At 47.5% G+C, this 23,119-nt stretch carries 41 protein-coding genes; 1 reads left to right on the top strand and 40 read right to left on the bottom strand.

The window, feature by feature from the left end; all coding sequences use genetic code 11:
* Positions 1 to 249: 249 nt before the first annotated feature.
* The 3 genes from B4F99_RS05800 to B4F99_RS05790 form a co-directional block, all read right to left on the bottom strand.
* Positions 250 to 852 carry a KinB-signaling pathway activation protein gene (locus tag B4F99_RS05800; RefSeq protein ID WP_023466658.1) on the bottom strand — a complete coding sequence of 201 codons (603 nt, stop codon included), beginning with the start codon at positions 850 to 852 and terminating at the stop codon, positions 250 to 252.
* Positions 853 to 854: 2 nt separating this feature from the next.
* Entirely contained in the window at positions 855 to 1,886 is a 1,032-nt protein-coding gene (locus B4F99_RS05795) for an Mrp/NBP35 family ATP-binding protein (RefSeq protein WP_035413182.1), read from the bottom strand.
* Between the two features lie 144 nt (positions 1,887 to 2,030).
* Positions 2,031 to 2,681, bottom strand: coding sequence for a M15 family metallopeptidase (locus B4F99_RS05790; protein ID WP_290755942.1), 651 nt, complete (start codon positions 2,679 to 2,681; stop codon positions 2,031 to 2,033).
* A 114-nt stretch (positions 2,682 to 2,795) separates the two neighbouring features.
* Here B4F99_RS05790 and B4F99_RS05785 point away from each other — a divergent pair, with 114 nt between their 5' ends.
* Positions 2,796 to 3,083 carry a hypothetical protein gene (locus B4F99_RS05785; protein WP_214856821.1) on the top strand — a complete coding sequence of 96 codons (288 nt, stop codon included), beginning with the start codon at positions 2,796 to 2,798 and terminating at the stop codon, positions 3,081 to 3,083.
* Positions 3,084 to 3,176: 93 nt separating this feature from the next.
* On the opposite strand, the gene rpsI is transcribed toward B4F99_RS05785, so the two are convergent.
* From rpsI to B4F99_RS05600, 37 genes are all read right to left on the bottom strand, one after another.
* Positions 3,177 to 3,569, bottom strand: coding sequence for a 30S ribosomal protein S9 (gene rpsI / locus B4F99_RS05780; RefSeq protein WP_023466655.1), 393 nt, complete (start codon positions 3,567 to 3,569; stop codon positions 3,177 to 3,179).
* Between the two features lie 24 nt (positions 3,570 to 3,593).
* Complete coding sequence (rplM, locus tag B4F99_RS05775; RefSeq protein ID WP_023466654.1) at positions 3,594 to 4,031, bottom strand: 50S ribosomal protein L13; 438 nt, start codon at positions 4,029 to 4,031, stop codon at positions 3,594 to 3,596.
* Positions 4,032 to 4,199: 168 nt separating this feature from the next.
* Positions 4,200 to 4,934, bottom strand: coding sequence for a tRNA pseudouridine(38-40) synthase TruA (truA, locus tag B4F99_RS05770; protein WP_214856820.1), 735 nt, complete (start codon positions 4,932 to 4,934; stop codon positions 4,200 to 4,202).
* Positions 4,934 to 5,725 carry an energy-coupling factor transporter transmembrane component T family protein gene (locus B4F99_RS05765; protein WP_290755938.1) on the bottom strand — a complete coding sequence of 264 codons (792 nt, stop codon included), beginning with the start codon at positions 5,723 to 5,725 and terminating at the stop codon, positions 4,934 to 4,936. The genes truA and B4F99_RS05765 overlap by 1 nt, the downstream gene beginning before the upstream one ends.
* Positions 5,722 to 6,576, bottom strand: coding sequence for an energy-coupling factor transporter ATPase (locus B4F99_RS05760; RefSeq protein ID WP_290755936.1), 855 nt, complete (start codon positions 6,574 to 6,576; stop codon positions 5,722 to 5,724). The genes B4F99_RS05765 and B4F99_RS05760 overlap by 4 nt, the downstream gene beginning before the upstream one ends.
* Positions 6,564 to 7,394 carry an energy-coupling factor ABC transporter ATP-binding protein gene (locus B4F99_RS05755; RefSeq protein WP_023466650.1) on the bottom strand — a complete coding sequence of 277 codons (831 nt, stop codon included), beginning with the start codon at positions 7,392 to 7,394 and terminating at the stop codon, positions 6,564 to 6,566. Before B4F99_RS05755 ends, B4F99_RS05760 begins: the two co-directional genes overlap by 13 nt.
* 98 nt (positions 7,395 to 7,492) lie before the next feature.
* The gene (gene rplQ / locus B4F99_RS05750; RefSeq protein WP_023466649.1) at positions 7,493 to 7,864 is read right to left on the bottom strand and encodes a 50S ribosomal protein L17; all 372 of its coding nucleotides are present in this window, start codon (positions 7,862 to 7,864) and stop codon (positions 7,493 to 7,495) included.
* Positions 7,865 to 7,897: 33 nt separating this feature from the next.
* A complete protein-coding gene (locus B4F99_RS05745; RefSeq protein ID WP_023466648.1) occupies positions 7,898 to 8,842 on the bottom strand; it encodes a DNA-directed RNA polymerase subunit alpha in 945 nt (314 codons plus the stop codon).
* A gap of 137 nt (positions 8,843 to 8,979) precedes the next feature.
* Positions 8,980 to 9,375, bottom strand: coding sequence for a 30S ribosomal protein S11 (gene rpsK / locus B4F99_RS05740; protein WP_023466647.1), 396 nt, complete (start codon positions 9,373 to 9,375; stop codon positions 8,980 to 8,982).
* Between the two features lie 16 nt (positions 9,376 to 9,391).
* Positions 9,392 to 9,757 (bottom strand): 30S ribosomal protein S13, encoded by a 366-nt coding sequence (gene rpsM / locus B4F99_RS05735; protein WP_023466646.1) that lies wholly within the window; start codon positions 9,755 to 9,757, stop codon positions 9,392 to 9,394.
* A 20-nt stretch (positions 9,758 to 9,777) separates the two neighbouring features.
* Positions 9,778 to 9,891: a 50S ribosomal protein L36 gene (rpmJ, locus tag B4F99_RS05730; RefSeq protein ID WP_003156543.1), complete on the bottom strand. Its 114-nt coding sequence runs from the start codon at positions 9,889 to 9,891 to the stop codon at positions 9,778 to 9,780.
* 33 nt (positions 9,892 to 9,924) lie between these two features.
* The gene (infA, locus tag B4F99_RS05725) at positions 9,925 to 10,143 is read right to left on the bottom strand and encodes a translation initiation factor IF-1 (protein WP_012369032.1); all 219 of its coding nucleotides are present in this window, start codon (positions 10,141 to 10,143) and stop codon (positions 9,925 to 9,927) included.
* 149 nt (positions 10,144 to 10,292) lie between these two features.
* Positions 10,293 to 11,045: a type I methionyl aminopeptidase gene (map, locus tag B4F99_RS05720; protein WP_023466644.1), complete on the bottom strand. Its 753-nt coding sequence runs from the start codon at positions 11,043 to 11,045 to the stop codon at positions 10,293 to 10,295.
* Positions 11,045 to 11,692 carry an adenylate kinase gene (locus B4F99_RS05715; RefSeq protein WP_023466643.1) on the bottom strand — a complete coding sequence of 216 codons (648 nt, stop codon included), beginning with the start codon at positions 11,690 to 11,692 and terminating at the stop codon, positions 11,045 to 11,047. Before B4F99_RS05715 ends, map begins: the two co-directional genes overlap by 1 nt.
* Before the next feature lie 71 nt (positions 11,693 to 11,763).
* Entirely contained in the window at positions 11,764 to 13,053 is a 1,290-nt protein-coding gene (gene secY / locus B4F99_RS05710) for a preprotein translocase subunit SecY (protein WP_214856817.1), read from the bottom strand.
* Positions 13,053 to 13,493: a 50S ribosomal protein L15 gene (gene rplO / locus B4F99_RS05705; RefSeq protein WP_035399353.1), complete on the bottom strand. Its 441-nt coding sequence runs from the start codon at positions 13,491 to 13,493 to the stop codon at positions 13,053 to 13,055. The genes secY and rplO overlap by 1 nt, the downstream gene beginning before the upstream one ends.
* Before the next feature lie 35 nt (positions 13,494 to 13,528).
* Positions 13,529 to 13,714: a 50S ribosomal protein L30 gene (rpmD, locus tag B4F99_RS05700; RefSeq protein WP_023466640.1), complete on the bottom strand. Its 186-nt coding sequence runs from the start codon at positions 13,712 to 13,714 to the stop codon at positions 13,529 to 13,531.
* Positions 13,715 to 13,732: 18 nt separating this feature from the next.
* A complete protein-coding gene (gene rpsE / locus B4F99_RS05695; RefSeq protein WP_023466639.1) occupies positions 13,733 to 14,233 on the bottom strand; it encodes a 30S ribosomal protein S5 in 501 nt (166 codons plus the stop codon).
* Positions 14,234 to 14,255: 22 nt separating this feature from the next.
* Positions 14,256 to 14,606, bottom strand: a complete 351-nt coding sequence (rplR, locus tag B4F99_RS05690) for a 50S ribosomal protein L18 (protein WP_023466638.1) — start codon at positions 14,604 to 14,606, stop codon at positions 14,256 to 14,258.
* Between the two features lie 37 nt (positions 14,607 to 14,643).
* Entirely contained in the window at positions 14,644 to 15,180 is a 537-nt protein-coding gene (rplF, locus tag B4F99_RS05685; protein WP_058705173.1) for a 50S ribosomal protein L6, read from the bottom strand.
* 31 nt (positions 15,181 to 15,211) lie between these two features.
* A complete protein-coding gene (rpsH, locus tag B4F99_RS05680) occupies positions 15,212 to 15,610 on the bottom strand; it encodes a 30S ribosomal protein S8 (protein ID WP_012369023.1) in 399 nt (132 codons plus the stop codon).
* Positions 15,611 to 15,641: 31 nt separating this feature from the next.
* Positions 15,642 to 15,911, bottom strand: coding sequence for a 30S ribosomal protein S14 (gene rpsN / locus B4F99_RS05675; protein ID WP_023466636.1), 270 nt, complete (start codon positions 15,909 to 15,911; stop codon positions 15,642 to 15,644).
* 14 nt (positions 15,912 to 15,925) lie between these two features.
* The gene (rplE, locus tag B4F99_RS05670; protein ID WP_023466635.1) at positions 15,926 to 16,465 is read right to left on the bottom strand and encodes a 50S ribosomal protein L5; all 540 of its coding nucleotides are present in this window, start codon (positions 16,463 to 16,465) and stop codon (positions 15,926 to 15,928) included.
* A gap of 31 nt (positions 16,466 to 16,496) precedes the next feature.
* On the bottom strand, positions 16,497 to 16,808 hold the full coding sequence (gene rplX / locus B4F99_RS05665; protein WP_012369020.1) for a 50S ribosomal protein L24: 312 nt from the start codon (positions 16,806 to 16,808) through the stop codon (positions 16,497 to 16,499).
* Positions 16,809 to 16,842: 34 nt separating this feature from the next.
* Positions 16,843 to 17,211, bottom strand: coding sequence for a 50S ribosomal protein L14 (gene rplN / locus B4F99_RS05660; protein ID WP_012369019.1), 369 nt, complete (start codon positions 17,209 to 17,211; stop codon positions 16,843 to 16,845).
* Positions 17,212 to 17,259: 48 nt separating this feature from the next.
* Positions 17,260 to 17,523, bottom strand: coding sequence for a 30S ribosomal protein S17 (gene rpsQ, locus B4F99_RS05655; RefSeq protein ID WP_023466634.1), 264 nt, complete (start codon positions 17,521 to 17,523; stop codon positions 17,260 to 17,262).
* A 31-nt stretch (positions 17,524 to 17,554) separates the two neighbouring features.
* The gene (gene rpmC, locus B4F99_RS05650; protein ID WP_012369017.1) at positions 17,555 to 17,758 is read right to left on the bottom strand and encodes a 50S ribosomal protein L29; all 204 of its coding nucleotides are present in this window, start codon (positions 17,756 to 17,758) and stop codon (positions 17,555 to 17,557) included.
* Entirely contained in the window at positions 17,745 to 18,182 is a 438-nt protein-coding gene (gene rplP, locus B4F99_RS05645) for a 50S ribosomal protein L16 (RefSeq protein WP_012369016.1), read from the bottom strand. The genes rpmC and rplP overlap by 14 nt, the downstream gene beginning before the upstream one ends.
* A 33-nt stretch (positions 18,183 to 18,215) precedes the next feature.
* The gene (rpsC, locus tag B4F99_RS05640) at positions 18,216 to 18,872 is read right to left on the bottom strand and encodes a 30S ribosomal protein S3 (protein WP_023466633.1); all 657 of its coding nucleotides are present in this window, start codon (positions 18,870 to 18,872) and stop codon (positions 18,216 to 18,218) included.
* Positions 18,873 to 18,884: 12 nt separating this feature from the next.
* On the bottom strand, positions 18,885 to 19,217 hold the full coding sequence (gene rplV / locus B4F99_RS05635; protein ID WP_012369014.1) for a 50S ribosomal protein L22: 333 nt from the start codon (positions 19,215 to 19,217) through the stop codon (positions 18,885 to 18,887).
* A gap of 20 nt (positions 19,218 to 19,237) precedes the next feature.
* Positions 19,238 to 19,516 (bottom strand): 30S ribosomal protein S19, encoded by a 279-nt coding sequence (rpsS, locus tag B4F99_RS05630; RefSeq protein WP_012369013.1) that lies wholly within the window; start codon positions 19,514 to 19,516, stop codon positions 19,238 to 19,240.
* 63 nt (positions 19,517 to 19,579) lie between these two features.
* Positions 19,580 to 20,410, bottom strand: coding sequence for a 50S ribosomal protein L2 (gene rplB / locus B4F99_RS05625; RefSeq protein WP_023466632.1), 831 nt, complete (start codon positions 20,408 to 20,410; stop codon positions 19,580 to 19,582).
* A gap of 32 nt (positions 20,411 to 20,442) precedes the next feature.
* Positions 20,443 to 20,727: a 50S ribosomal protein L23 gene (rplW, locus tag B4F99_RS05620; protein WP_023466631.1), complete on the bottom strand. Its 285-nt coding sequence runs from the start codon at positions 20,725 to 20,727 to the stop codon at positions 20,443 to 20,445.
* Positions 20,727 to 21,350 carry a 50S ribosomal protein L4 gene (gene rplD / locus B4F99_RS05615; RefSeq protein ID WP_023466630.1) on the bottom strand — a complete coding sequence of 208 codons (624 nt, stop codon included), beginning with the start codon at positions 21,348 to 21,350 and terminating at the stop codon, positions 20,727 to 20,729. Before rplD ends, rplW begins: the two co-directional genes overlap by 1 nt.
* 29 nt (positions 21,351 to 21,379) lie before the next feature.
* Complete coding sequence (gene rplC, locus B4F99_RS05610; RefSeq protein WP_023466629.1) at positions 21,380 to 22,006, bottom strand: 50S ribosomal protein L3; 627 nt, start codon at positions 22,004 to 22,006, stop codon at positions 21,380 to 21,382.
* 68 nt (positions 22,007 to 22,074) lie between these two features.
* On the bottom strand, positions 22,075 to 22,383 hold the full coding sequence (gene rpsJ / locus B4F99_RS05605; protein WP_029343090.1) for a 30S ribosomal protein S10: 309 nt from the start codon (positions 22,381 to 22,383) through the stop codon (positions 22,075 to 22,077).
* 316 nt (positions 22,384 to 22,699) lie between these two features.
* On the bottom strand, positions 22,700 to 23,119 hold a 420-nt coding region (locus tag B4F99_RS05600; protein ID WP_349677544.1), incomplete at its 5' end, for an EF-Tu/IF-2/RF-3 family GTPase.

Below are 23,119 nucleotides of genomic sequence, written 5' to 3'. Positions count from 1 at the left end.
TCGTTCAGTTTTCAAAGTCCAATATGTCATTTGACGACTTTTAAATCTTACAGTAAAGTAATATGTGATGTCAATTACTTTTTTGAAGTTTTTCTCGTCTGTGACGCTCGCGTTTGGCGTGTGCCTCAGCGACATGTATTAATATATCAACTCTTGTTTTTTTCGTCAACTGTTTTTCTAAAAAAACTTTAGAAAAAAGATAGACCCGCTTGAACCGGTAAAACACTACCCGTTCGCGGGTCTTTTTCGTTACGCCTGTTTTTGAGATTGTCCTTGAGAAGCGGGCTTTTCTTGCAAGCGATGCAGCATTAGAATCTGATACGCATTACAGATTAAAAGTGTCGCAAGCGCCGCCCATAACATCCGCTTATCTTGTGTTGCCTGCAAAGCAGGTACCCATTCGATCAACGTGATGACTGTCATGAGGAACAATGTCGGAATGAACGCTGTAAAGTTCGTTTCCCGTGCTTTCGTCCGCGCGACTAAGAATGCAATTAAAAGCAAGACGACCATCTCACCAATATAGAGACTTGTCTTATCAAAACCGTATGCTAGTCCACGTAGATAAACGCCATCAAATAGCGCAAATGCGATCAAGACGATCTGGACACGGTTCCAAAGCTTTGCGCCGCGGAACAGATCAAGTCCGACGCGATGTAAGATCAAGTACGAGAAGAATCCCATCAAACTGATGGCTGTCCACGTACTACTGTAGGAGAGAGCCGTCACATATCCGCTAATCGATTGATTCCGGATATATCCAGGTTCTGCTACCAAGTTAAACACGAAGCCGGCGAGCGTTCCGATTAGGAGCGTCATCCAAAACAGCTTCAAAAATCCTTTAATCTTCATTCTTATCCCTCTACTTTTTCGATGACACGCGTGGCGAGTTCATTATAGTATGTCTCAAATGGATGATCATCGCGATAAATGGATGGAGCGAAGTCCGCATCATTCGCATATGGTTGTCCAAGTGGAATCTTAGCTAGAATATCGGTTTTTAACGCTTCTGACAACCTCTCTCCGCCACCACTACCGAAGACATATTCTTTTTCGCCTGTCACTTTGCTTTCAAAGTACGCCATGTTCTCGACGATTCCGAGGAGACGATGGTTCGTTTTGATCGCCATCGCCCCTGCTCGTGCTGCAACGAAAGCGGCTGTTGCGTGAGGTGTCGTGACGATGACTTCCTGACAGCTCGGGAGCATCGAATGAATATCGAGCGCGACATCTCCTGTCCCCGGTGGAAGATCAAGCAACAAGTAATCGAGATCGCCCCATTCGACGTCCGCGAAGAAGTTGTTGAGCATCTTCCCGAGCATTGGTCCCCGCCAGATGACTGGTGCATTATCTTCGACGAAGAAGCCCATTGAGATGACCTTGACGCCAAAGCGTTCTGGTGGAACGATTCGGTCGTTCACGACAGTCGGACGTGTTTCGATTCCCATCATGTCTGGAACACTAAAGCCGTAGATATCGGCGTCGATCAAACCGACCTTCTTACCTGCTCGCGCGAGGGCGACTGCTAAGTTAACGGAAACCGTCGATTTCCCGACGCCCCCTTTACCGGAAGCGATCGCGATGAACGTCGTACCGGATTCTGGTTTAAGGATCGACGGTGTCGTCGCTGCTTGAATCCCGTGATCACCGAGTGCCTCAAAACGAAGTCCCACCGTCTTGAATCCTTTTTCTTTCAGTTCCTTGACGATTTGCTGTTGGAGCACAAGTTGCTCCCCAGAACCGGATTGTGCTAAAGCGATTTTCAAACTGACATAATCACCTTTAATCCGGACGTCACGAATGCCGTTCGTATCTGCAAGCGGGCGGTCAATCGTCGGATCGACGAGCGTTCCGACTACCTCGCGAATTTCTTGTTCATTCAACATAGTGCCTTCCCCCTGAAAACGTTCGATTTAATCCTTATCAGTATAACAAAAATAAGAGAGCGCTTGCACATTTCGACACCGGAAAGGATGACTTTTCCATGTCCGATGTCGGTTTTCATCGTTTTGCTCGATCATCCGCTCGTTTTAGAACATTCGGTTCCATGTACGAGGACCCACGACACCATCGACATTAAGTCCTTGACGTGTTTGATAGGCACGCACCTTCTGAACCGTCTCTGCATCAAAGCGCCGAGTCACGGTTGCTTTGACTGCACGCTGAATTCGTTCGATATCCCGTGGATTCATATTGGCTGCCCCTTGATACAACGGACGACCTGGATACGGAACGATCGCACGAGAGCGATTCGTCGTTTCTTCAGACACTCCTAGTAATTCAAAGTGCGGATAATCCTTAAAGCTCGTCCAGTCCCCACCCCAAGAAAAGCCACGTCGTTTCATCGCAGCAACAATCTTTTGAAAGCTTTGGTCATTTTGAAATAGCGATTGTGTACCGTCTTTTGAATATTGAAAGAGGTCGACGGCAATTCCACGGTTATGATTCGATTGTCCCCCGCGTGCATTCGTCACGATCGGTCCCGGTAGTGTCCGTCCCTGTGCGTACAATCGATTCTGTTCCGCGATCGATCGGTATCCTTGGGCGACACCGACATAAATTTCTTGCGCATGCATCTCCCGGATGACCTCTTGCGTCCGTTTAGCGACTTCTCGTGACAGTCCCGACGCATTCAACTTCCGATTCGCTCGCTCGAGTAACCAGCTGATCGATAATGCCATCTATGCTCACTCCCCTTTGTCTCCTGTTCCCGAAAACAAAATCCGCTATACTTATGGAATGCAGAATGATTTTAACTCATATCAAAAGGAGCATCATATCAAAAGGAGCATCCTATGAAAAAACGCATCATTTGGACACTTAGCGTCACCTGTCTTTTACACCTTGGCTTCATCCTGTATCTGACGCTGCAACCGACTGTCGCTACCAAGACGGAGTTACCGGACAATGCAACCGTCTTAAGTGAAGAAACCTCTTTTACGGGACATGTTGGTCAAACGACGGCACATACACCTATCCAATTCATACAATCTGTCTTTGTTTGGAGCATCCCGCTGACGATCGTCATCCTCTATCTTCTTCTGACGGCATTGCACCGATTACGCTCCACTCCGTCGTCTTGACTTGAATCGCTGTTCTGACACTTCGTCAGGAGAGCGGTTTTTTAGTGCACAAAAAAACCTCCCACCACAAGGGTGAGAGGGATTCGAAAAGAATTAACGTTTCGAGAATTGTGGTGCACGACGAGCTGCTTTAAGACCGTATTTTTTACGCTCTTTCATACGAGCATCACGAGTCAAGAAGCCTTTCGCTTTGAGTGCGCCGCGGAATTCTGGATCCGCTTGAAGAAGAGCACGTGAGATACCGTGACGGATAGCGCCTGCTTGACCAGTGAAGCCGCCGCCTTTGACCGTTACGATTACATCGTACTTGCCTTCTGTTTCTGTGATTACGAGTGGTTCTTTTGCAGTCATGATCAATGTCTCATAACCGAAGTATTCGCTGATATCGCGACCGTTAACTGTGACTTTACCGTCTCCAGCAACGAGGAAAACGCGCGCTGCCGCGTGTTTCCGGCGACCAGTGCCGTAGTAACGTACATCTGCCATCGTGTAGTTCCTCCTAAATTCGTATTAACCGCGAAGTTCGTAAACTTCTGGTTGTTGTGCTTCGTGCTTGTGTGCAGCTCCAGCGTAGACGTGGAGTTTGTTGAACATTTGACGACCGAGGCTACCTTTTGGAAGCATCCCTTTGATCGCGAGTTCAAGCATGCGCTCAGGTTTGTTAGCAAGCATATCGCGTGCAACAGTCTGCTTTAAGCCGCCTGGATGACCAGAGTGACGGTAGTAGACTTTTTTGTCGAGTTTGTTACCAGTTAAAACGATTTTCTCAACGTTGATGAGGATAACGTTATCCCCACAGTCAACGTGTGGTGTGAACGTAGGCTTGTGCTTACCACGGAGAAGTGATGAAACTTCGCTCGCAAGGCGACCGAGTGTTTTACCTTCAGCGTCGATAAGGAGCCATTTGCGTTCTACATCAGTAGCTTTCGCCATGAAAGTTGTGCGCATGTAAAATACCTCCTAAGGAATTAAAAGTTCTGTTTTTGATTTTTCATTTATTCACTAGGTGAATCTATCATAATCTTAGGTGTACGGGGCTAAGATTGTGGTTTCATAATAAATGAAATGCCAATAAACATTGTATGTTTTTTAATAGCCAATGTCAATTGCCTTTTTTCACTCCGGATAGAAAACTTCCCATAGATAGAGTCCATGAGGAGGCGCCGTCACGCCTGCGACGTTTCGGTCCTTTGCCAGCAACATTTTTTTGATGTCCTCTGGTGCAAAACGACCGCGTCCGACGTCAAGTAACGTCCCGACCATGATCCGGATTTGATTATAGAGAAACCCACTGCCCTGGAACCGAAAGACGAGTTCGTCACCGACTGTCATCAACTCTGCCTCGTAAATCGTCCGGACCCGGTTATCCGTTTCCGTCTTCGCGACACAGAACGAACTGAAGTCGTGCGTTCCGACGAGATGTGCCATCCCTTGACGGATGCGCTCGAGATCGAGCGGATACGGAATATGAACCGATAGATTCCGACGAAACGCATTTTCTTCGCGGCGGACGAAATAGCGGTATTCCTTTCCTACGACATCGTAACGCGCTTCAAAGGTCGGTTCGACCTCCTCGCAGCTCCGGACACGAATATCCGCTGGTAAGAGCGTATTCAGTGCCTTGACGACGTTCTCCGGGGGAATCGCTAGTTCCGTATCAAAATGAATGACTTGCCCGTAGGCATGCACCCTCGCATCCGTCCGTCCCGACCCGATGATCTTGACGGGATGTTTGTGCATCCGCGCAAGCGTCGTTTCAATCACTTCTTGAATCGTCACTCCGTTTGGTTGCACCTGATACCCGGCGTAGCCGGTTCCGTCATATTGAATCGTACATTTTAAACGACGCATTAACCGATCCCTCGCAATCCTACTAAACTGATCGTCAGGAGGGCGAGTAGGATGATCAGACCTGTATCCCGCATCGTCCACTTGGATTCCCGTAGACGTGTCCGTCCCTCTCCTCCACGGTACCCCCGTGCTTCCATCGCTGTCGCAAGATCCTCTGCCCGCTTAAAGGCGGAGATGAACAACGGAATCAATAACGGAATGATCGCCCGTAAACGTTCCTTGATCGGTCCTGCTGACAAATCAACACCACGTGCTTGCTGTGCCTTCATGATTTTCTCCGTCTCCTCCGCTAAGGTTGGTAAGAACCGAAGCGAAATCGATAACATGAGCGCAATCTCATGCGTCGGGACACGAACGACCTTGAACGGCTTCAACAACAATTCAATCGCATCCGTCAGTTCGATCGGTGAGGTCGTCAGCGTGACGAGTGTCGTGATCGAGACGAGATAGAAGAAACGTAATGAGACGATGATCGCGAGTCGAAGTCCTTCTTCGTAGATCCGAAGCCAGCCGAGTTCGAAAATCACAGCCCCTTCGCGCGTAAAGAACAGTTGGATGACGAACGTAAAGACGATCAGGAAAAGAATCGGTCGCAGTCCCTTTAGAACATAACGAAGCGGTAAGCGACTACTCATGAGTGCTAAGAACGTAAAAATGAGTAAAAAGATGTTCGTTGCTGCATTGTTCGCGAGAAAGACGAGCGGAATGAAGCAGAAAGCAAAGATGATTTTCGCAAGTGCCGACGACCGGTGCAAGTACGACTGACCGGGAATATGTTGTCCGACGATCATTCGCTCACCCCTTTCGTCATCAACCACTCGATCAACTTGGTCTCCGTCCGGATATCCGGTCGTTGCAATCCACGCCGATCAGCGACTTGCCAAGCAAGCGATAAGACGTGCGGAAGATCGAGGTGGAATTGCTCGAGCAATGTCTCTTCTTTAAACAGGTCAAGCGGTAGTCCGTCAAACGCCACCTGTGCATCTTCCATGACGATGACACGCTCGGCATACTCAAGCACCTGATCCATGTCGTGCGTGATCAGGAGCAATGTCATACCGGTCTCTGCATGGAGCCGGGCAAACAGACTCAGCATATGCTTGCGCCCTTGCGGATCGAGTCCTGCCGTCGGCTCATCGACGATCAACACGTCTGGTTGACTAGCGAGTACGCCGGCAATTGCAACACGCCTCATTTGCCCACCAGACAGGTCAAACGGCGAACGACTCCAAAAGACTTCATCGAGTCCGACAGTCCGTAATGCCTCTTTCGCTAATTGTTCAGCCTTCGCGGCATCATGACCGAAGTTCATCGGACCGAACATGACATCTTTTAAGACCGTCTCTTCGAACAATTGATATTCCGGATATTGAAAAACAAGCCCGACGCGACGTCTTAATGGCTTGAGGTCCTGTTTTTTCTTCGGTTCGACGATGATGTCATCGACTTGTACCTTCCCCACTGTCGGCTTGAGCAACCCATTGATGTGTTGCACGAGCGTCGATTTCCCGGATCCGGTATGCCCTACAAACGCAACAAGCGCCCCTGACGGAATCTCAAGATTCACATCACGTAGCGCGACTCGTTCGAACGGACTATTGAGTTGATACGTATAATTTAATTCCTGGATTAAGATTGGCATAAACGGTTCACCAATTCTCTTTCATCTAGTATCGTCTCCTCAAGTGAGAGACCTTGCGCCCGTAAACGTTCCTGTACCCGAACAACGAATGGAACATCGAGTCCGATGTCTTCTAAGAACGATGCATGACGAAAGACTTCCTGAGGGGATCCTTCTAATACGATTTTCCCGGCATCCATGACGATGACACGACTAGCCCGTAATACTTCGTCTAATTCGTGTGTAATCGCGATGACCGCCATTGGGTGGGTCGCATGGAGTTCTTGAACGGTCGACATGACCTCTTGTCGTGCTAATGGATCAAGCATCGATGTGGCTTCATCGAGCACGAGAACATCAGGGCGCATCGCAAGCGCCGAAGCGATTGCGACACGCTGCTTCTGTCCGCCGGATAGTTGATGGGGTTCCCGATCAACAAAATCCGTAAGGCCAACGCGCGCTAGACTGTCGTCGATACGACGAACCATTTCCTCGCGTGGCACACCCCAGTTTTCTAGAGCAAATGCCACGTCGTCGCGCACGGTCGTGCCAACGAATTGATTATCTGGATTTTGGAAAACGATACCGATCGCTCGACGCATCTCCCACAGTTGTTCCGGATTCGCACTTGAAAAGCGCTCAGCAACCGTAACGGTCCCTGTCTCCGGTAACAACAATCCGTTAAACAATTTCGTCAGCGTTGATTTTCCAGAGCCATTGTGACCAACGATGGCGACCCATTCACCTGAACGAATCGTCAGAGAGACCTCTTGTAGGGCTGCTTGCTCCTGTTCCGGATACCGATAGGTGACCTGTTCCAGTTCAATCAGCTTGTCCATGATCTCTCCTCCTTCATCAAATCAATACTTTCATTTTGTAGCAAAAGGGCAGAAGCGGGATACGCACTGCCCTTTTATGGCGAATCATTTAATGAGGATTAAACGAGTTCGATGATGACCATTTCTGCGCCGTCACCACGACGTGGTCCCATTTTCATGATGCGTGTGTAACCACCTTGACGCTCAGCAAAACGTGGAGCCACATCAGCGAATAATTTTTGGATCGCGTCTTGTGCTTTGCCCTCTGCGTTTTGACCAGCAGCTTCACGGCGAACGAACGATGCAACTTGACGACGAGCGTGGAGATCACCGCGTTTACCTAAAGTGATGAGTTTCTCTACGACTGGACGAAGTTCCTTCGCTTTTTGTTCTGTAGTTTGGATACGCTCATTGATGATGAGATCAGTCGCAAGGTCACGCAAAAGTGCCTTACGTTGTGAGCTTGTACGGCCTAATTTCGAGTATGCCATGGATGGATTCCCTCCTTCGTGCAATTAATAGTATTAGTCTTCTTTGCGCAAGCCTAGTCCGAGTTCGTCGAGTTTCGCTTGAACTTCCTCGAGTGATTTACGTCCGAGGTTACGGACTTTCATCATCTCGTCTTCGCTCTTGTTCGCGAGTTCTTGAACCGTGTTGATACCAGCGCGTTTCAAACAGTTGTACGAACGAACTGAGAGATCGAGTTCTTCGATCGTCATTTCGAGTACTTTTTCTTTTTGATCTTCTTCCTTTTCGACCATGATTTCAGCATGGAGCGCTTCGTCTGTAAGACCAACAAAGATGTTTAAGTGTTCTGTCATGATTTTCGCACCGAGTGACACTGCTTCTTCAGGGCGGATTGAACCGTCCGTCCAAACATCAAGCGTCAATTTATCGAAGCTCGCATCTTGACCAACACGTGTTTTTTCAACTTGATAATTTACACGTTGAATTGGCGTGTAAATTGAGTCGATTGGGATGACACCAATTGGCATATCGTCCCGTTTGTTATCTTCAGCCTGAACATACCCACGACCGCGGCGTGCTGTAAGACGCATATGAAGTGATGCACCTTCTGCAAGCGTTGCGATGTGAAGTTCTGGGTTGAGGATTTCGACGTCGCTGTCATGCGTAATGTTCGCAGCAGTGACAACACCAGCGCCTTGAATATCGATCTCAAGCGTTTTCTCTTCTTCCGAGTATACTTTGAGGGCGAGTTTCTTAAGGTTCAAGATGATTTGGGTAACGTCTTCTACAACGCCATCAATCGTCGAGAACTCATGAAGAACGCCATCGATTTGGACAGCAGTGACTGCAGCACCCGGAAGTGAAGACAATAGGATACGACGCAATGAGTTACCAAGCGTTGTACCGAATCCACGCTCAAGCGGCTCAACTACGAATTTACCAAACGTAGCGTTCTCGCTTAACTCGATCGTTTCAATCTTCGGTTTTTCGATTTCGATCATCTGAACCCCTCCTTGAATATCGTCATGTTGGCCATCGCGTTCAATCGCCAACCGCCTTGTGTACGTTTCTACTGCCTTGCTTGGTCAAACGATCAACAAAAGTCTACTCGAATCCCCGCTCTGCAGTACAAGACGGGTTACACGCGACGACGTTTTGGAGGGCGGCAACCGTTGTGTGGTACTGGAGTAACGTCACGGATTGCAGTGACTTCGAGACCGATTGCTTGAAGAGCACGGATAGCTGCTTCACGACCTGCACCAGGACCTTTAACGTTAACTTCTACAGTACGCATACCGTTATCCATTGCTGTTTTAGCAGCTGTTTCAGATGCCATTTGTGCAGCGAAAGGAGTCGATTTACGTGAGCCTTTGAAGCCCATGTTACCTGCAGTTGCCCAAGAGATTGCATTCCCTTGCATATCAGTGATCGTAACGATCGTGTTGTTGAATGTTGAACGGATATGCACGATACCAGATTCAATATTCTTTTTGACTTTACGTTTACTACGAACGTTCTGTTTGCGTTTTGCCATCTTAGTTTACCCTCCCTTACTTCTTCTTGTTCGCTACTGTACGGCGTGGGCCTTTACGAGTACGCGAGTTGTTTTTAGTGTTTTGACCACGAACTGGAAGACCACGACGGTGACGAACACCACGGTAGCAACCGATTTCGATCAAACGTTTGATGTTGAGTGAGATTTCACGACGAAGGTCACCCTCAACTTTGATTTTGTCTAAACCATCACGAAGTTGGTTCAATTGTTCCTCAGTCAAGTCGCGAGTACGAGTATCTTCAGAGATACCAGTTTCTTTCAAGACTTTTTGAGCAGTCGTTTTACCAACACCATAGATGTAAGTGAGTGAGATGACGATGCGTTTCTCACGTGGAATATCTACACCAGCAATACGTGCCATGTGTGCACCTCCTTGTTTAATTACCCTTGTTTTTGTTTATGCTTAGGGTTTTCGCAAATAACCATTACTTTGCCTTTACGGCGGATAACTTTACATTTTTCACAGATCGGTTTAACCGAAGGTCTTACTTTCATTGTGAATACCTCCTCCTGAAAAAATCGGAGTTTTTATTTGAAACGGTATGTGATCCGTCCGCGAGTCAAGTCGTATGGTGACAACTCAACCGTTACTTTATCTCCTGGCAAGATCCGAATGAAGTGCATCCGAATTTTTCCTGAGACGTGCGCGAGGACCGTGTGGCCGTTTTCTAACTCCACCTTAAACATCGCGTTTGGAAGCGGCTCGATAACCGTACCTTCCACTTCGATTACATCTTGTTTCGCCATCAATTATACCCCTTTCTCTATAAAGTTGATTGGGAGCCCAGACGATTTGTAGCGCTAGGGGCTTTCTACAAGAGCCATTGAGAGATCATCGGTCACAAACACGAGTGGATACTGGCTTATAGAAAGGTGACACCAATAACGCGCACAGCTCACTCTGCATCGACCGTTAAGATCTCGTAGCCGTCGTCTGTGATGGCGATGGTGTGCTCAAAGTGGGCGCACATGCTACCGTCCACCGTCACTACCGTCCAATTGTCGGATAGTGTGCGAACATAGCGTTTCCCGACATTGACCATTGGCTCAATTGCCAGTGTCATGCCGGTTTTCAGGCGCGGCCCTTTCCCCGGTGGTCCATAATGTGGAATTTGCGGATCTTCATGCAAATTTTGTCCCACGCCGTGGCCCACATATTCGCGGACTACAGAAAAATTCGCTGCTTCAACATGTGACTGAATCGCATGCGAAATATCTGTCAGGTGCACGCCAGCTTTGGCGCGCTCCAATCCTTTATACAGAGATTCTTCAGTTACGTCAAGTAACCGCTTCGTCTCTTCAGAGATTGTACCTACCGGATATGTCCAGGCTGAATCTCCGTGATACCCATTGTACTCTGCTCCGATGTCAATCGAGATGATGTCACCGTCCTGAAGTACACGATCTCCCGGAATACCATGGACAAGCTCTTCGTTCACGGAAGCACAGATGCTACCCGTGAAACCATTATACCCTTTAAACGATGGTGTTGCCCCTTGACTTCGAATATAGCGTTCAGCGATCGCGTCGAGTTGCCCCGTCGTGATACCTGGGCGAATATGAGCTTGAAGCTCCTTATGCGTCCGGGCGACGATTTGTCCTGCTTTACGCATGATGTCGATTTCACGCGGCGCTTTCGTGATGATCATTACTGATCACCAAGGAGTGCCTGAACATCGGAATATACATCGTTGATTGGACGATCACCGTCCAAATTACGAAGATACCCTTTTTCTGCGTAAAAGTCAATCAAAGGTTGCGCTTGAGCGACGTTGACTTCCAAGCGACGACGTACTGTCTCCTCTTGGTCATCTTCACGTTGTACAAGTGCTGATCCGTCGATATCACAGATTCCCTCCACTTTTGGTGGGTTGTAGAGAACATGATACGTTGCTCCGCAAGTTGGGCAAATCCGGCGACCTGTCAAACGAGGGACAAGTTTCTCCGGGTCTACACCAATGTGGATGACGTGATCAATTTGTTTGCCCAGATCTTCAAGTAATGCTTCAAGAGCATCTGCTTGTTTCACTGTGCGCGGGAAACCGTCAAGGAGAAAACCATTTGCACAGTCTTCTTTGGCGAGACGCTCACGTACGATGCCGATTGTGACTTCGTCCGGAACGAGTTCCCCTTTATCCATGTATGATTTCGCTTCTTGTCCGAGTGGCGTTGAATCTTTGATCGCCGCGCGGAACATGTCGCCTGTCGAGATGTGGGGGATCGCATAGTCTTCGATGATTTTCGCAGCCTGCGTTCCTTTACCAGCACCCGGCAAACCCATCAATACTAGATTCATGTCGGTAGCCTCCACTTCTATAGCTCTATAGACACAACAGAAAGGAAAGGGATGGTCCCCTTCCTCCCGCCTTATCGGATAAAGCCTTTGTAGTGTCGTTTAACCAATTGGCTTTCAATCTGTTTCATCGTCTCTAGTCCTACACCGATGACGATCAACAAGCTCGTTCCACCAATCTGCACCGAGTTCGGCAAGCCAGCAAACTTAATGAAGAATGTCGGCGTCACCGCGATGACAGCAAGGAAGAGTGAACCGAAGAATGTCAAACGGTATAGAATCTTCGTGATGTACTGCTCCGTTTGCTTACCAGGACGAATACCAGGAATGTATCCGCCTTGTTTTTGAAGGTTCTCTGCCATTTGTTCCGGATTAACCTGAACGAATGTGTAGAAGTACGAGAACGCGATGATCAGTGCCACATAGATCGACATACCGATTGGACTCGTGTAGTCGAAGATGTCACGGATCTTCGCTGCTGTTTCCGCACTTGCAAAGAAACTCGCAATCGTTGGTGGCGTCACCATGAACGACACCGCGAAGATGACTGGAATAACACCGGCAGCGTTCAATTTGATCGGTAAGTGTGCCGATTGACCGCCAACTGGTGTCCGGTTCACCGTACGCTTAGCGTACTGAATCGGAATCTTACGTGCAGCTTGCTGAACATAAATGACTCCGACGATGACCGCGATGATGATTAAAAGCAAGAGTACGATATAAAGCACGTTTACAAACAAAGCATCCCCTGCATTTTGGAGCTTCGTTTCGTAAATCTGGCGGAATGCATTCGGGAAGCCCGCGACGATCCCAGCGAAGATGATCATTGATATCCCGTTACCAATGCCCTTCTCCGTGATGAGTTCACCAATGAACATCAAGAATGCTGTTCCCGCTGTCAATACGAGTGCAATCATAACGTATGTCCAGGTGCCGAACTGTTCGTCGACAAGACCTGGGTAGATACGGTTAAATCCAAGCGCGATTCCAAACGCTTGGACTAAGCCGAGTACGATCGTTCCATAGCGCGTTACCGTTGCTAACTTCTTACGGCCCGCCTCTCCTTGTTTTGCCCATTCGGCAAACTTTGGAACAACGTCCATCTGTAAGAGTTGGACAACGATCGAGGCCGTGATATACGGCATGATTCCCATCGCAAAGAGTGAGAAATTCTGCAAAGCATTCCCACCGAATGAGTTCAAGAAACCAAGAATACCATTCTGGTCGATCTTGAACACTTCCGTGTTTACCATTGGCACCGGGATATGTGCTCCGATCCGGAACACGATGACCAATGCCAAGGTAAAGAGAATGCGCCGACGAATGTCAGCTACGCGCCACATATTGGAGATCGCTTGAAACATTAGATCACCTCAACCGTACCGCCGGCAGCTTCGATTGCTTGCTTCGCAGCGTCGGAGAACTTATGAGCTTTGACTGTTAGTTTCTTTTCGATCTTACCGTTAGAAAGAATTTTCACGCCGTCTTTCATGCCTTTGACTGCACGAGTCTCGACAAGAAGTTCTGGAGTGACTTCAGTTCCTTCTTCAAAACGGTTGAGTGTGTCAAGGTTAATGACCGCGAACTCTTTACGAGTTGGGTTGTTGAAGCCGCGTTTTGGTAAACGACGGTAAAGTGGGTTTTGTCCACCTTCGAAACCTGGACGAACACCACCGCCTGAACGAGCTTTTTGACCTTTGTGACCACGGCCAGAAGTCTTACCGTTACCAGAAGACATACCGCGACCTACACGGTTGCGTTCTGAACGTGAACCAGCAGCTGGTTTCAATTCATGGAGTTTCATAGTGGGGCACCTCCTCATAAAATTATATCGAACTATTACTCTTGAATTTCTTTTACTGTCACTAAGTGTGACACGTGGTTAATCATCCCACGCATAGCAGCGTTGTCAGGTACGACAACAGTCTGGTGCATCTTACGGAGACCAAGCGTACGAGTAGTAACGCGTTGGTTCTCCGGACGACCGATCATGCTGCGTGTGAGGGTAACTGCGAGTTTCGCCATCTGTTTTCCCTCCCTTTCTTAACCGCGAAGTTCTTCGACGGTTTTACCGCGGAGTTTCGCAACTTCTTCAGCACGTTTGAGTGATGTGAGACCTTCGACAGTCGCACGAACCATGTTGATTGGAGTGCTTGATCCAAGTGATTTTGAAAGAATGTCGTTGATTCCCGCTAATTCGAGAACCGCACGAACTGGACCACCAGCGATGACTCCAGTACCTTCAGAAGCAGGCTTCAAGAAGACGTGACCTGCACCGAATACACCGTTGACTTCGTGTGGAATTGTTGTGTTAACGATTGGAACGTTAACCATGTTTTTCTTAGCATCTTCGATTGCTTTACGGATCGCTTCAGGCACTTCCTGAGCTTTACCCGTACCGAAACCTACGTGACCATTCTTGTCACCAACGACGACGAGGGCAGCAAAACGGAAGCGACGGCCACCTTTTACTACTTTCGCGACGCGGTTTACGGTAACAACGCGTTCTTCGAGTTGATCCATGTTAATTTCTAACTGGCGCATGTAGAGGTTCCCTCCTTTTCTATTAGAATTTGAGACCAGCTTCACGAGCTGCTTCAGCTACAGCTTTGATACGTCCATGATAGAGATATCCTCCACGGTCGAAAACGACTGTTTCGATACCTTTTTCAAGAGCGCGCTCAGCTGCGAGCTTACCAACTGCTGCCGCAGCGTCAGTCGTGTTGCCTTTTTCAAGGTCGAGTGATGATGCAGATGCGAGTGTTGCATGTGTTGCATCGTCAATGACTTGTACGTAAATGTTCTTGTTCGAACGGAATACGTTCATACGTGGACGTGTTGCAGTCCCGATGATTGTACGACGGACACGACCATGACGTTTTTTACGCGTAGCGTTTTTATCTGCCTTTGAGATCATTTATGCCACTCCTTTCCGGTCAATTCGCATTCGCGAATTACTTACCTGTTTTACCTTCTTTACGACGAACGACTTCATCACTGTAACGAATACCTTTACCTTTGTACGGCTCAGGTTGACGGTACGAACGGATCAATGCAGCGACGTGACCAACACGTTCTTTGCTGATTCCGCGAACGATGAGTTGCGTATTCGTAGGAACTTCGACTTCGATGCCTTGTTCCGGAGTGTACTCGATTGGGTGTGAGTAACCGAGGTTGAGTACGATTTTGTTACCTTGCTTTTGTGCACGGTAACCAACACCTTGGATATCGAGTGTCTTAGCGAAACCGTTGCTTACACCTTCGACCATGTTCGCGATAAGCGCACGAGTCGTTCCGTGGATCGTACGGTTTGCTTTCTCGTCGTTCGGACGAGTGACAGTCAATTCATTACCTTCTACGTTGATCGCCATAGCTGGGCTGAACTCGCGTGAGAGTTCCCCTTTAGGACCTTTTACCGTAACCGTGTTGTTTTCAACTGTTACTGTAACGCCTGCTGGGATGACGACTGGCTTTTTACCAATACGTGACATTTAAGACACCTCCGTTCTTTTTATGCGTGTATTACCAGATGTATGCGATCACTTCGCCGCCGACTTTTTGTTGGCGAGCTTCTTTATCAGTCATTACACCTTTAGATGTTGAAACGATAGCGATTCCGAGACCACCGAGTACTTTCGGGATTTCATCAGCTTTCGCGTAAACGCGAAGACCTGGTTTCGAGATACGTTTGAGTCCAGTGATAACGCGCTCGTTGCTTGCGCCGTATTTAAGGAATACGCGGAGCGTACCTTGTTTGCTGTCCTCGAGATATTCAACATCGCGGATGAAACCTTCACGTTTGAGGATTTCAGCGACTTCACGTTTGATTGTAGAAGCTGGCATTTCCAACTTCTCATGGCGAACCATGTTTGCATTACGAATGCGTGTAAGCATATCTGCAATCGGATCTGTCATAACCATGCGATGTACCTCCTTTCACAACTTTAATGAATTACCAGCTTGCTTTTTTAACACCAGGGATTTGACCTTTATGAGCAAGATCACGGAACTTAATACGGCTGATACCGAATTTACCAATGTAACCGTGTGGACGGCCAGTGATACTACAACGGTTGTGTAAACGAACCGCTGAAGAGTTACGTGGGAGTTTGCTCAAGCCGATGTAGTCGCCTTGTGCTTTCAATTCTGCGCGTTTTTCAGCGTAGCGCTCAACGAGTGCTTGACGTTTTACTTCACGTGCGATCATTGATTTCTTAGCCATGTTGTCGACCTCCCTTATTTTTGGAATGGCATGCCGAGTGCAGTGAGAAGCTCACGTGACTCTTCATCCGTGTTAGCAGTAGTTACGATAACGATGTCCATACCACGGACTTTCGATACGCGATCGTAGTCGATCTCTGGGAAGATCAATTGTTCCTTCACGCCTAGCGTGTAGTTACCACGGCCATCGAAAGATTTTTTCGATACGCCACGGAAGTCACGTACACGTGGAAGTGACACGTTGATCAACTTGTCGAGGAATTCGTACATGCGCTCGCCACGAAGTGTAACCTTCGCACCGATTGGCATACCTTCACGAAGTTTGAAACCAGCGATTGATTTCTTAGCTTTCGTGATGAGTGGTTTCTGACCAGTGAGGAGCTGAAGCTCTTCAACTGCCATGTCAAGTGCCTTAGAGTTCGTAACAGCGTCACCAACACCCATGTTGATTACGATTTTATCGACTTTCGGCGCTTGCATTACAGAACTGTAATTGAATTTCTCCATCATTACTTTGACGATTTCGTCTTGGTATTTAGCTTTTAAACGGTTCATCAGAAAGTGGACCTCCTTTCTTTAAATCTTCTTATTTATCTAAAGCTTCGCCCGATTTTTTAGCGATACGTACTTTCTTGCCGTCAACCACAGTGAAACCAACGCGTGTTGGGTTACCTGTCTTAGGGTCGATGAGCATAACGTTCGATACGTGAATCGGTGCTTCTTTCTCGACAATTCCGCCTTGCGGGTTGAGTTGAGAAGGTTTTGAGTGTTTTTTGATCATGTTAACGCCTTCGACGATTACGCGATCTTTTTTAGGCATAGCTGTAAGGACAACGCCTTGTTTGCCTTTGTCTTTACCAGTCATAACCTGAACTTTATCACCTTTTTTGACATGCATCGTTAGAGCACCTCCTTGTAGGAATTCTTTGGAATTAAAGTACTTCCGGTGCCAACGAGACGATCTTCATGAAGTCTTTTTCACGAAGTTCGCGTGCGACTGGTCCGAAGATACGTGTGCCACGTGGGCTTTTGTCATCTTTGATGATGACTGCTGCGTTTTCGTCAAAACGGATGTACGAACCGTCTTTACGACGAACGCCACGTTTAGTACGAACGACTACTGCGCGTACAACTTCACCTTTTTTGACAACGCCACCTGGTGTTGCTTGTTTTACTGTACAAACAATAACGTCACCGATGTTAGCAGTTTTACGACCAGAACCACCGAGGACTTTGATCGTCAAGACTTCACGAGCTCCTGAGTTGTCTGCTACTTTTAAGCGAGATTCTTGTTGAATCATACGATTGTACCTCCCTCCGGATGTTTATTCACCCGAACTAATTAGAGTTTAGATGATTACTGCTTCTTCAATGACTTCTACGAGACGGAAACGTTTGTCCTTAGATAATGGACGTGTTTCTTGAATGCGTACAACATCACCGATTTTAGCTGTGTTGTTTTCATCATGCGCTTTGTACTTTTTAGAGTAGTTTACGCGTTTGCCGTAAAGCTTGTGCTTTACTTTTGTTTCAACTGTAACTACGATCGTTTTGTCCATTTTGTCAGAAACGACGCGTCCAGTTAACACTTTGCGGTTGTTAGTGCGTTCCATTGAGTGTTCCTCCTCTCAGAATCCGAGTGAATTATGCGTTGTTGATGCCGAGTTCGCGTTCACGAAGAACGGTTTTCGCGCGTGCAATCGACTTGCGCACTTCACGGATACGAGCAGGGTTCTCAAGCTGACCAGTCGCGAGTTGGAAACGAAGGTTGAACAACTCTTCTTTCCACGAACCGACTTTACCGTTAAGCTCTTCAGTTGTTTGCTGACGGAGATCAGTTGCTTTCATTCGTATCACCACCATTTTCTTCACGTTTTACGAACTTACATTTTACTGGAAGTTTGTGTGATGCAAGACGGAGAGCTTCGCGTGCGATCTCTTCCGATACTCCTGCGATTTCGAACATTACTTTACCCGGTTTGACGACTGCTACCCAGCCCTCCGGAGCACCTTTACCTGAACCCATTCGGACTTCAAGAGGTTTTTTAGTGTATGGCTTGTGTGGGAAGATCTTGATCCACACTTTACCACCACGTTTCATATAACGAGTCATCGCGATACGCGCTGATTCGATTTGACGGCTAGTGATCCAGCTAGCTTCTTGAGCTTGGATACCGAACTCACCGAAGTGTACTGTAGTACCACGTTTCGCTTTACCACGCATGTTGCCGCGGTGAACACGACGATATTTTACACGTTTTGGTAACAACATGTTGTGTTGCCTCCTTCCCTAGACGGATGTGGATTATTCTTCGTTTGCTGCTGCTTTTTTCGTAGGAAGCACTTCACCGTGGTGGAGCCATACTTTTACGCCAATTTTGCCGTAAGTTGTATCAGCTTCTGCAGTACCGTAATCGATGTCTGCACGGAGTGTATGAAGTGGGACTGTTCCTTCCGAATACTTCTCAGAACGAGCGATATCAGCGCCACCAAGACGACCAGAAACTTCAGTCTTGATTCCTTTGATACCAGAACGCATTGAGCGTTGGATTGATTGCTTCATAGCACGACGGAACGATACGCGACCTTCAAGTTGGCGAGCGATGTTCTCAGCGACGAGCTTAGCAACTGCATCCGGGTTTTTCACTTCAACGACGTTAACGTGAACGCGTTTGCCTTTTGCAAGGTTAGTGATGTCTTTACGAAGTGTTTCGATTTCAGAACCGCCTTTACCGATAACCATACCAGGCTTAGCAGTGTGAAGTGAGATGTTCAAGCGGTTAGCTGCGCGCTCGATTTCTACTTTAGAGACACTAGCGTCTTTAAGACGTTTTTCGATATATTCACGAACTACGTAGTCTTCATGAAGGAGATCAGCATAGTCTTTATCTGCGAACCAACGTGATTCCCAGTCTTTGATGATACCTACGCGAAGACCAGTTGGGTTAATCTTCTGACCCACGGTAATCCCTCCTTATTTTTCAGATACCACGATGTGAACGTGGCTCGTACGTTTGTTGATGCGGCTTGCGCGACCCATTGCACGTGGGCGGAAACGTTTGAGCGTTGGACCTTCGTTTACGTAAGCCTCAGTGACTACGAGGTTTTCGATGTTCATGTCGAAGTTGTGCTCAGCGTTCGCGATTGCCGATTTCAATACTTTCTCAACGATTGGCGTTGCTGCCTTGTTCGTGTAAGCAAGAATCGAAAGTGCTTCGCCGATTTGCTTCCCGCGGATTAAGTCTACTACGAGACGTGCCTTACGAGGAGCAATGCGAACCATATTAGCCGATGCTTTTGATTGCATAATGAGTACCTCCCCTCAGATTAACGTTTCGTTTTCTTATCGTTTCCAGCATGTCCTTTGTAAGAACGTGTTGGAGCGAATTCACCAAGTTTGTGACCGACCATATCTTCTGTCACGTAAACCGGTACGTGTTTACGACCATCGTAGACAGCGATCGTGTGACCGATGAACTCTGGGAAGATTGTCGAGCGGCGTGACCAAGTTTTGATGACATGTTTGTCACCAGCTTCGTTGGCTTTATCAACCTTAGCGAGCAGATGGTGATCTGCGAATGGACCTTTTTTCAAGCTGCGACCCATAGTTGTACCTCCCTTTGGCATGATTCAGGAACGGTTCCTACGAACCGTCCAGAAATCATGTAATTATTTTTTAGAACGACGGACGATATATTTATCGCTCGCTTTGTTTTTCTTACGAGTTTTGTATCCGAGTGCTGGTTTACCCCAAGGAGTAAGTGGGCCCGAACGACCGATTGGAGCACGTCCTTCACCACCACCGTGTGGGTGATCGACTGGGTTCATGACAGAACCACGAACTGTAGGACGTTTTCCGAGCCAGCGTGAACGACCAGCTTTACCGATATTGACGAGCTCGTGCTCTTCATTACCGACAGCGCCGACTGTTGCACGGCAAGTAGCAAGGATCATACGAGTTTCGCCTGATTGAAGACGAACGATCGCGTATTTACCATCTTTACCGAGAAGCTGAGCTGAAGTACCAGCTGCGCGAACGAGCTGACCACCTTTACCTGGCTTAAGTTCGATGTTGTGGATCAACGTACCGACTGGGATGTTTGAAAGTGGAAGAGCATTACCGACTTTAATGTCAGCTTCTGGTCCAGCCATGACTTGCATGTCTACTTTCAAGCCTTTCGGTGCGAGGATGTAGCGTTTTTCACCATCGATGTAGTGGATCAATGCGATGTTAGCAGAGCGGTTTGGATCGTACTCAATTGTAGCGACACGACCAGCGATGCCATCCTTGTTTCGTTTGAAGTCGATGATACGATATTTACGTTTGTGTCCGCCACCTTGGTGACGTACTGTCAAGCGACCTTGGTTGTTACGTCCGCCCTTTTTCGAAAGCTTTTCAGTTAACGATTTTTCAGGACGTGAAGCCGTAATCTCAGCAAAGTCGAGTGCAGTCATATTACGACGACCGTTAGTGGTCGGTTTAAACTTTTTAATTCCCATCGAGAGTTCCCTCCTTTTCTACAGAGTTCCGATTAACCGAGGTAATCGAGTTCTTTGCTATCTGCAGTAAGCGTGACGACCGCTTTTTTGCGGCGTGCTGTGTAACCAGCGTGACGACCTACGCGTTTTGCTTTTGGTTTTGAGATCAATGTGTTGACTTTGTCAACTTTCACTCCGAAGATCGCTTCGACTGCATCTTTGATTTGAGTCTTAGATGCCTTCACGTCTACTTCGAATGTGTACTTTTTCTCAGCCATTTGGTTTACTGAACGTTCAGTAATGACAGGACGTTTGATAATGTCGTGTGTGTGTGCCATTATGCAAGCACCTCCTCTACTCTCGCAACAGCGTCCTTCGTAATGATGACTTTGTCATGAGCGACAAGATCAAGGACGTTTACACCTGCAGCGTCAACGACTGTGACACCTGGGATGTTGCGTGTTGAAAGAACGACTGACTCGTTGTAATCAGCAGTAACGACGAGAACTTTACGTTCGATTGAAAGAGCAGCGAATACTGCGATCATGTCCTTAGTTTTAGGAGCATCGATTGTCAATCCTTCAAGAACGATGAACTCGTTGTTAGCGACTTTCGAAGAAAGTGCTGAACGAAGTGCGAGACGACGAACCTTTTTAGGAAGTTTGTAAGCGTACGAACGTGGTGTTGGACCGAAGACTGTTCCACCGCCAACCCATTGTGGCGAACGGATCGAACCTTGGCGTGCACGACCAGTACCTTTTTGTTTCCATGGTTTACGGCCGCCACCGCGAACTTCCGAGCGACCTTTTGTATCATGTGTACCTTGGCGACGTGAAGCTTGTTGCATGACGATTGCATCGTATACGACTGCTTCATTTGGCTCGATTCCGAAAACGGCATCTGCGAGCTCGATGTCTCCAACTTGTGTACCTGTTTGGTTAAGCAAAGCTACTTTAGGCATTCGTTATTCCTCCTTTCCTTGCAAACGGATTAGTTGCCTTTAACCGCAGTTTTGATGACAACTTGGCTCTTACGTGCGCCTGGGATAGCACCCTTGACGAGGAGTAAGCCGCGTTCTGCATCAACTTTTACGATTTCAAGGTTTTGAACAGTGATTTGCTCTCCACCCATGCGTCCAGGGAGCAATTTCCCTTTGAATACACGGTTAGGAGCAACAGGACCCATTGAACCTGGGCGACGGTGGTAACGCGAACCGTGAGCCATTGGACCACGTGATTGGTTGTGACGCTTGATTGCACCAGCGAAACCTTTACCTTTCGACGTACCTGTTACATCAACCATTTCGCCTGCAGCGAAAGTATCTGCTTTAATCTCTTGACCGATTTCGAAATCTGCTACTGATGTACGGATTTCTTTAATGAAGCGCTTAGGTGTCGCGTTTGCTTTCGCAGCGTGACCTTTTTGCGGTTTGTTTTGACGACCTTCTTTGATATCACCAAAGCCGAGTTGGACTGCTTCGTAACCGTCAACTTCCGTTGTTTTCAATTGAAGAACAACGTTACCTTCGACTGAAACGACAGTAACAGGGACGACTTCGCCTGACTCGTTGAAGATTTGTGTCATACCGAGTTTAGTTCCTAAGATTCCTTTAGCCATGAGATACACCTCCTAATATTGAATGATTTTGATCTTCTGGCTAGTATCAACTATCTATAGAAGAAAAATTAAAGTTTGATTTCAATGTCAACGCCCGATGGAAGTTCGAGACGCATAAGCGCATCAACAGTTTTCGGTGTTGGGTTAACGATGTCGATCAAACGTTTGTGTGTACGCATTTCGAACTGCTCACGAGCATCTTTGTACTTGTGAACGGCACGAAGTACTGTGTAGACCGCTTTCTCCGTTGGGAGTGGGATCGGACCAGATACAGTAGCACCTGAACGTTTTGCTGTGTCGACAATCTTCTCAGCCGATTGATCAAGCACGCGGTGATCGTATGCTTTCAAACGGATCCGAATTTTTTCATTTGCCATGTTATTTCCCTCCTTTTCGCCTATTTCGTAAATAGACATTCTCCGCGGAAATTTCCACACTAGCCATGGCAATGCCGCCTGGTGTGTCATAACCTCCCGCTTCATCGCGTTGTGTTTGTGACCAACATATTCTATCATACTGAATCACCAGCAAGAATGCAAGCACTAATAAAATAGAATATGTATTCAAGTCTCTCACCACTCGCACAAACACTTTCCTCAGTATATAAGATGTCAGACCATGTTGCAAGACTGTTTTCAAAGAAATGAAAAAAGGTCTTCCGCCACGGGAGACGGAAGACCTTTGTCTTAAAAATTACTCAACGATTTCTGTAACTGATCCAGCGCCTACTGTACGGCCACCTTCACGGATTGAGAAACGAGTTTCTTTTTCAAGAGCGATTGGTGCGATGAGTTCAACAGTCATTTCGATGTTGTCCCCAGGCATAACCATTTCAGTACCTTCTGGAAGTTGAACCATACCAGTTACGTCAGTTGTACGGAAGTAGAACTGCGGGCGGTAGTTCGCGAAGAATGGCGTGTGACGGCCACCCTCTTCTTTAGAAAGAACGTAAACTTGCGCTTTGAACTTTTTGTGTGGTGTGATTGTGTTTGGTTTCGCGAGAACTTGTCCACGCTCGATGTCGTCACGTGATACACCACGGAGAAGAGCACCGATGTTGTCGCCAGCTTCAGCATAGTCAAGAAGCTTACGGAACATCTCTACACCAGTACA

Source organism: Exiguobacterium sp. UBA3491 (genome assembly GCF_002377745.1).
GTDB lineage: Bacteria > Bacillota > Bacilli > Exiguobacteriales > Exiguobacteriaceae > Exiguobacterium_A.
The sequence above is the reverse complement of the archived record's forward strand: the minus strand, read 5'-3'. Positions and strand labels throughout refer to the sequence as shown.

Excerpts from the sequence above, each read along its gene's own strand:
- rplB (WP_023466632.1), bottom strand. The coding sequence starts at position 20,410 with ATGGGAATTAAAAAGTTTAAACCGACCACTAACGGTCGTCGTAATATG.
- rplX (WP_012369020.1), bottom strand. The coding sequence starts at position 16,808 with ATGCATGTCAAAAAAGGTGATAAAGTTCAGGTTATGACTGGTAAAGAC.
- rpsM (WP_023466646.1), bottom strand. The coding sequence starts at position 9,757 with ATGGCACGTATTGCTGGTGTAGATATTCCACGTGAGAAACGCATCGTC.
- rpsJ (WP_029343090.1), bottom strand. The coding sequence starts at position 22,383 with ATGGCAAATGAAAAAATTCGGATCCGTTTGAAAGCATACGATCACCGC.
- rpsQ (WP_023466634.1), bottom strand. The coding sequence starts at position 17,523 with ATGGAACGCACTAACAACCGCAAAGTGTTAACTGGACGCGTCGTTTCT.
- secY (WP_214856817.1), bottom strand. The coding sequence starts at position 13,053 with ATGTTTCAAGCGATCTCCAATATGTGGCGCGTAGCTGACATTCGTCGG.
- map (WP_023466644.1), bottom strand. The coding sequence starts at position 11,045 with ATGATCATCACGAAAGCGCCGCGTGAAATCGACATCATGCGTAAAGCA.
- rpsS (WP_012369013.1), bottom strand. The coding sequence starts at position 19,516 with ATGGGTCGCAGCTTGAAAAAAGGTCCATTCGCAGATCACCATCTGCTC.
- rpmC (WP_012369017.1), bottom strand. The coding sequence starts at position 17,758 with ATGAAAGCAACTGATCTCCGTCAGCAAACAACTGAAGAGCTTAACGGT.
- B4F99_RS05715 (WP_023466643.1), bottom strand. The coding sequence starts at position 11,692 with ATGAATCTAGTATTGATGGGTTTGCCGGGTGCTGGTAAAGGAACGCAG.
- rplN (WP_012369019.1), bottom strand. The coding sequence starts at position 17,211 with ATGATTCAACAAGAATCTCGCTTAAAAGTAGCAGACAACTCAGGAGCT.
- rplP (WP_012369016.1), bottom strand. The coding sequence starts at position 18,182 with ATGTTGTTACCAAAACGTGTAAAATATCGTCGTGTTCACCGCGGCAAC.
- rplC (WP_023466629.1), bottom strand. The coding sequence starts at position 22,006 with ATGGCTAAAGGAATCTTAGGAACTAAACTCGGTATGACACAAATCTTC.
- rpmJ (WP_003156543.1), bottom strand. The coding sequence starts at position 9,891 with ATGAAAGTAAGACCTTCGGTTAAACCGATCTGTGAAAAATGTAAAGTT.
- rplD (WP_023466630.1), bottom strand. The coding sequence starts at position 21,350 with ATGCCTAAAGTAGCTTTGCTTAACCAAACAGGTACACAAGTTGGAGAC.
- truA (WP_214856820.1), bottom strand. The coding sequence starts at position 4,934 with ATGCGTCGTTTAAAATGTACGATTCAATATGACGGAACCGGCTACGCC.
- B4F99_RS05760 (WP_290755936.1), bottom strand. The coding sequence starts at position 6,576 with ATGCCAATCTTAATCCAGGAATTAAATTATACGTATCAACTCAATAGT.
- rpsH (WP_012369023.1), bottom strand. The coding sequence starts at position 15,610 with ATGGTTATGACAGATCCGATTGCAGATATGCTTACACGCATTCGTAAT.
- rplM (WP_023466654.1), bottom strand. The coding sequence starts at position 4,031 with ATGCGCACAACTTTCATGGCGAAAGCTACTGATGTAGAACGCAAATGG.
- rpmD (WP_023466640.1), bottom strand. The coding sequence starts at position 13,714 with ATGGCGAAACTCGCAGTTACCCTCACACGCAGCATGATCGGTCGTCCG.
- rplV (WP_012369014.1), bottom strand. The coding sequence starts at position 19,217 with ATGCAATCAAAAGCATCGGCTAATATGGTTCGCATTGCTCCTCGTAAG.
- B4F99_RS05800 (WP_023466658.1), bottom strand. The coding sequence starts at position 852 with ATGAAGATTAAAGGATTTTTGAAGCTGTTTTGGATGACGCTCCTAATC.
- rplQ (WP_023466649.1), bottom strand. The coding sequence starts at position 7,864 with ATGGCATACTCGAAATTAGGCCGTACAAGCTCACAACGTAAGGCACTT.
- B4F99_RS05765 (WP_290755938.1), bottom strand. The coding sequence starts at position 5,725 with ATGATCGTCGGACAACATATTCCCGGTCAGTCGTACTTGCACCGGTCG.
- rpsE (WP_023466639.1), bottom strand. The coding sequence starts at position 14,233 with ATGCGCCAGTTAGAAATTAACATGGATCAACTCGAAGAACGCGTTGTT.
- B4F99_RS05790 (WP_290755942.1), bottom strand. The coding sequence starts at position 2,681 with ATGGCATTATCGATCAGCTGGTTACTCGAGCGAGCGAATCGGAAGTTG.
- rplW (WP_023466631.1), bottom strand. The coding sequence starts at position 20,727 with ATGGCACACACACACGACATTATCAAACGTCCTGTCATTACTGAACGT.
- B4F99_RS05785 (WP_214856821.1), top strand. The coding sequence starts at position 2,796 with ATGAAAAAACGCATCATTTGGACACTTAGCGTCACCTGTCTTTTACAC.
- rplO (WP_035399353.1), bottom strand. The coding sequence starts at position 13,493 with ATGAAACTCCATGAATTGAAACCAGCTGCTGGTTCACGTTCAGAACGC.
- rplE (WP_023466635.1), bottom strand. The coding sequence starts at position 16,465 with ATGAACCGTTTAAAAGCTAAATACCAAGACGAAATCGTCAAAGTAATG.
- rpsI (WP_023466655.1), bottom strand. The coding sequence starts at position 3,569 with ATGGCAGATGTACGTTACTACGGCACTGGTCGCCGGAAACACGCGGCA.
- rpsN (WP_023466636.1), bottom strand. The coding sequence starts at position 15,911 with ATGGCTAAGAAATCAATGATCGCACGTGAAGTAAAACGTCAAGCACTC.
- rpsK (WP_023466647.1), bottom strand. The coding sequence starts at position 9,375 with ATGGCAAAACGCAAACAGAACGTTCGTAGTAAACGTAAAGTCAAAAAG.
- B4F99_RS05745 (WP_023466648.1), bottom strand. The coding sequence starts at position 8,842 with ATGATCGAAATCGAAAAACCGAAGATTGAAACGATCGAGTTAAGCGAG.
- infA (WP_012369032.1), bottom strand. The coding sequence starts at position 10,143 with ATGGCGAAACAAGATGTAATCGAAGTGGAAGGTACGGTTATCGAGCCG.
- B4F99_RS05755 (WP_023466650.1), bottom strand. The coding sequence starts at position 7,394 with ATGGACAAGCTGATTGAACTGGAACAGGTCACCTATCGGTATCCGGAA.
- rplF (WP_058705173.1), bottom strand. The coding sequence starts at position 15,180 with ATGTCACGTATTGGTAAAAAGCCAGTCGTCATCCCAGCAGGCGTTACA.
- rplR (WP_023466638.1), bottom strand. The coding sequence starts at position 14,606 with ATGATCTCAAAGGCAGATAAAAACGCTACGCGTAAAAAACGTCATGGT.
- B4F99_RS05795 (WP_035413182.1), bottom strand. The coding sequence starts at position 1,886 with ATGTTGAATGAACAAGAAATTCGCGAGGTAGTCGGAACGCTCGTCGAT.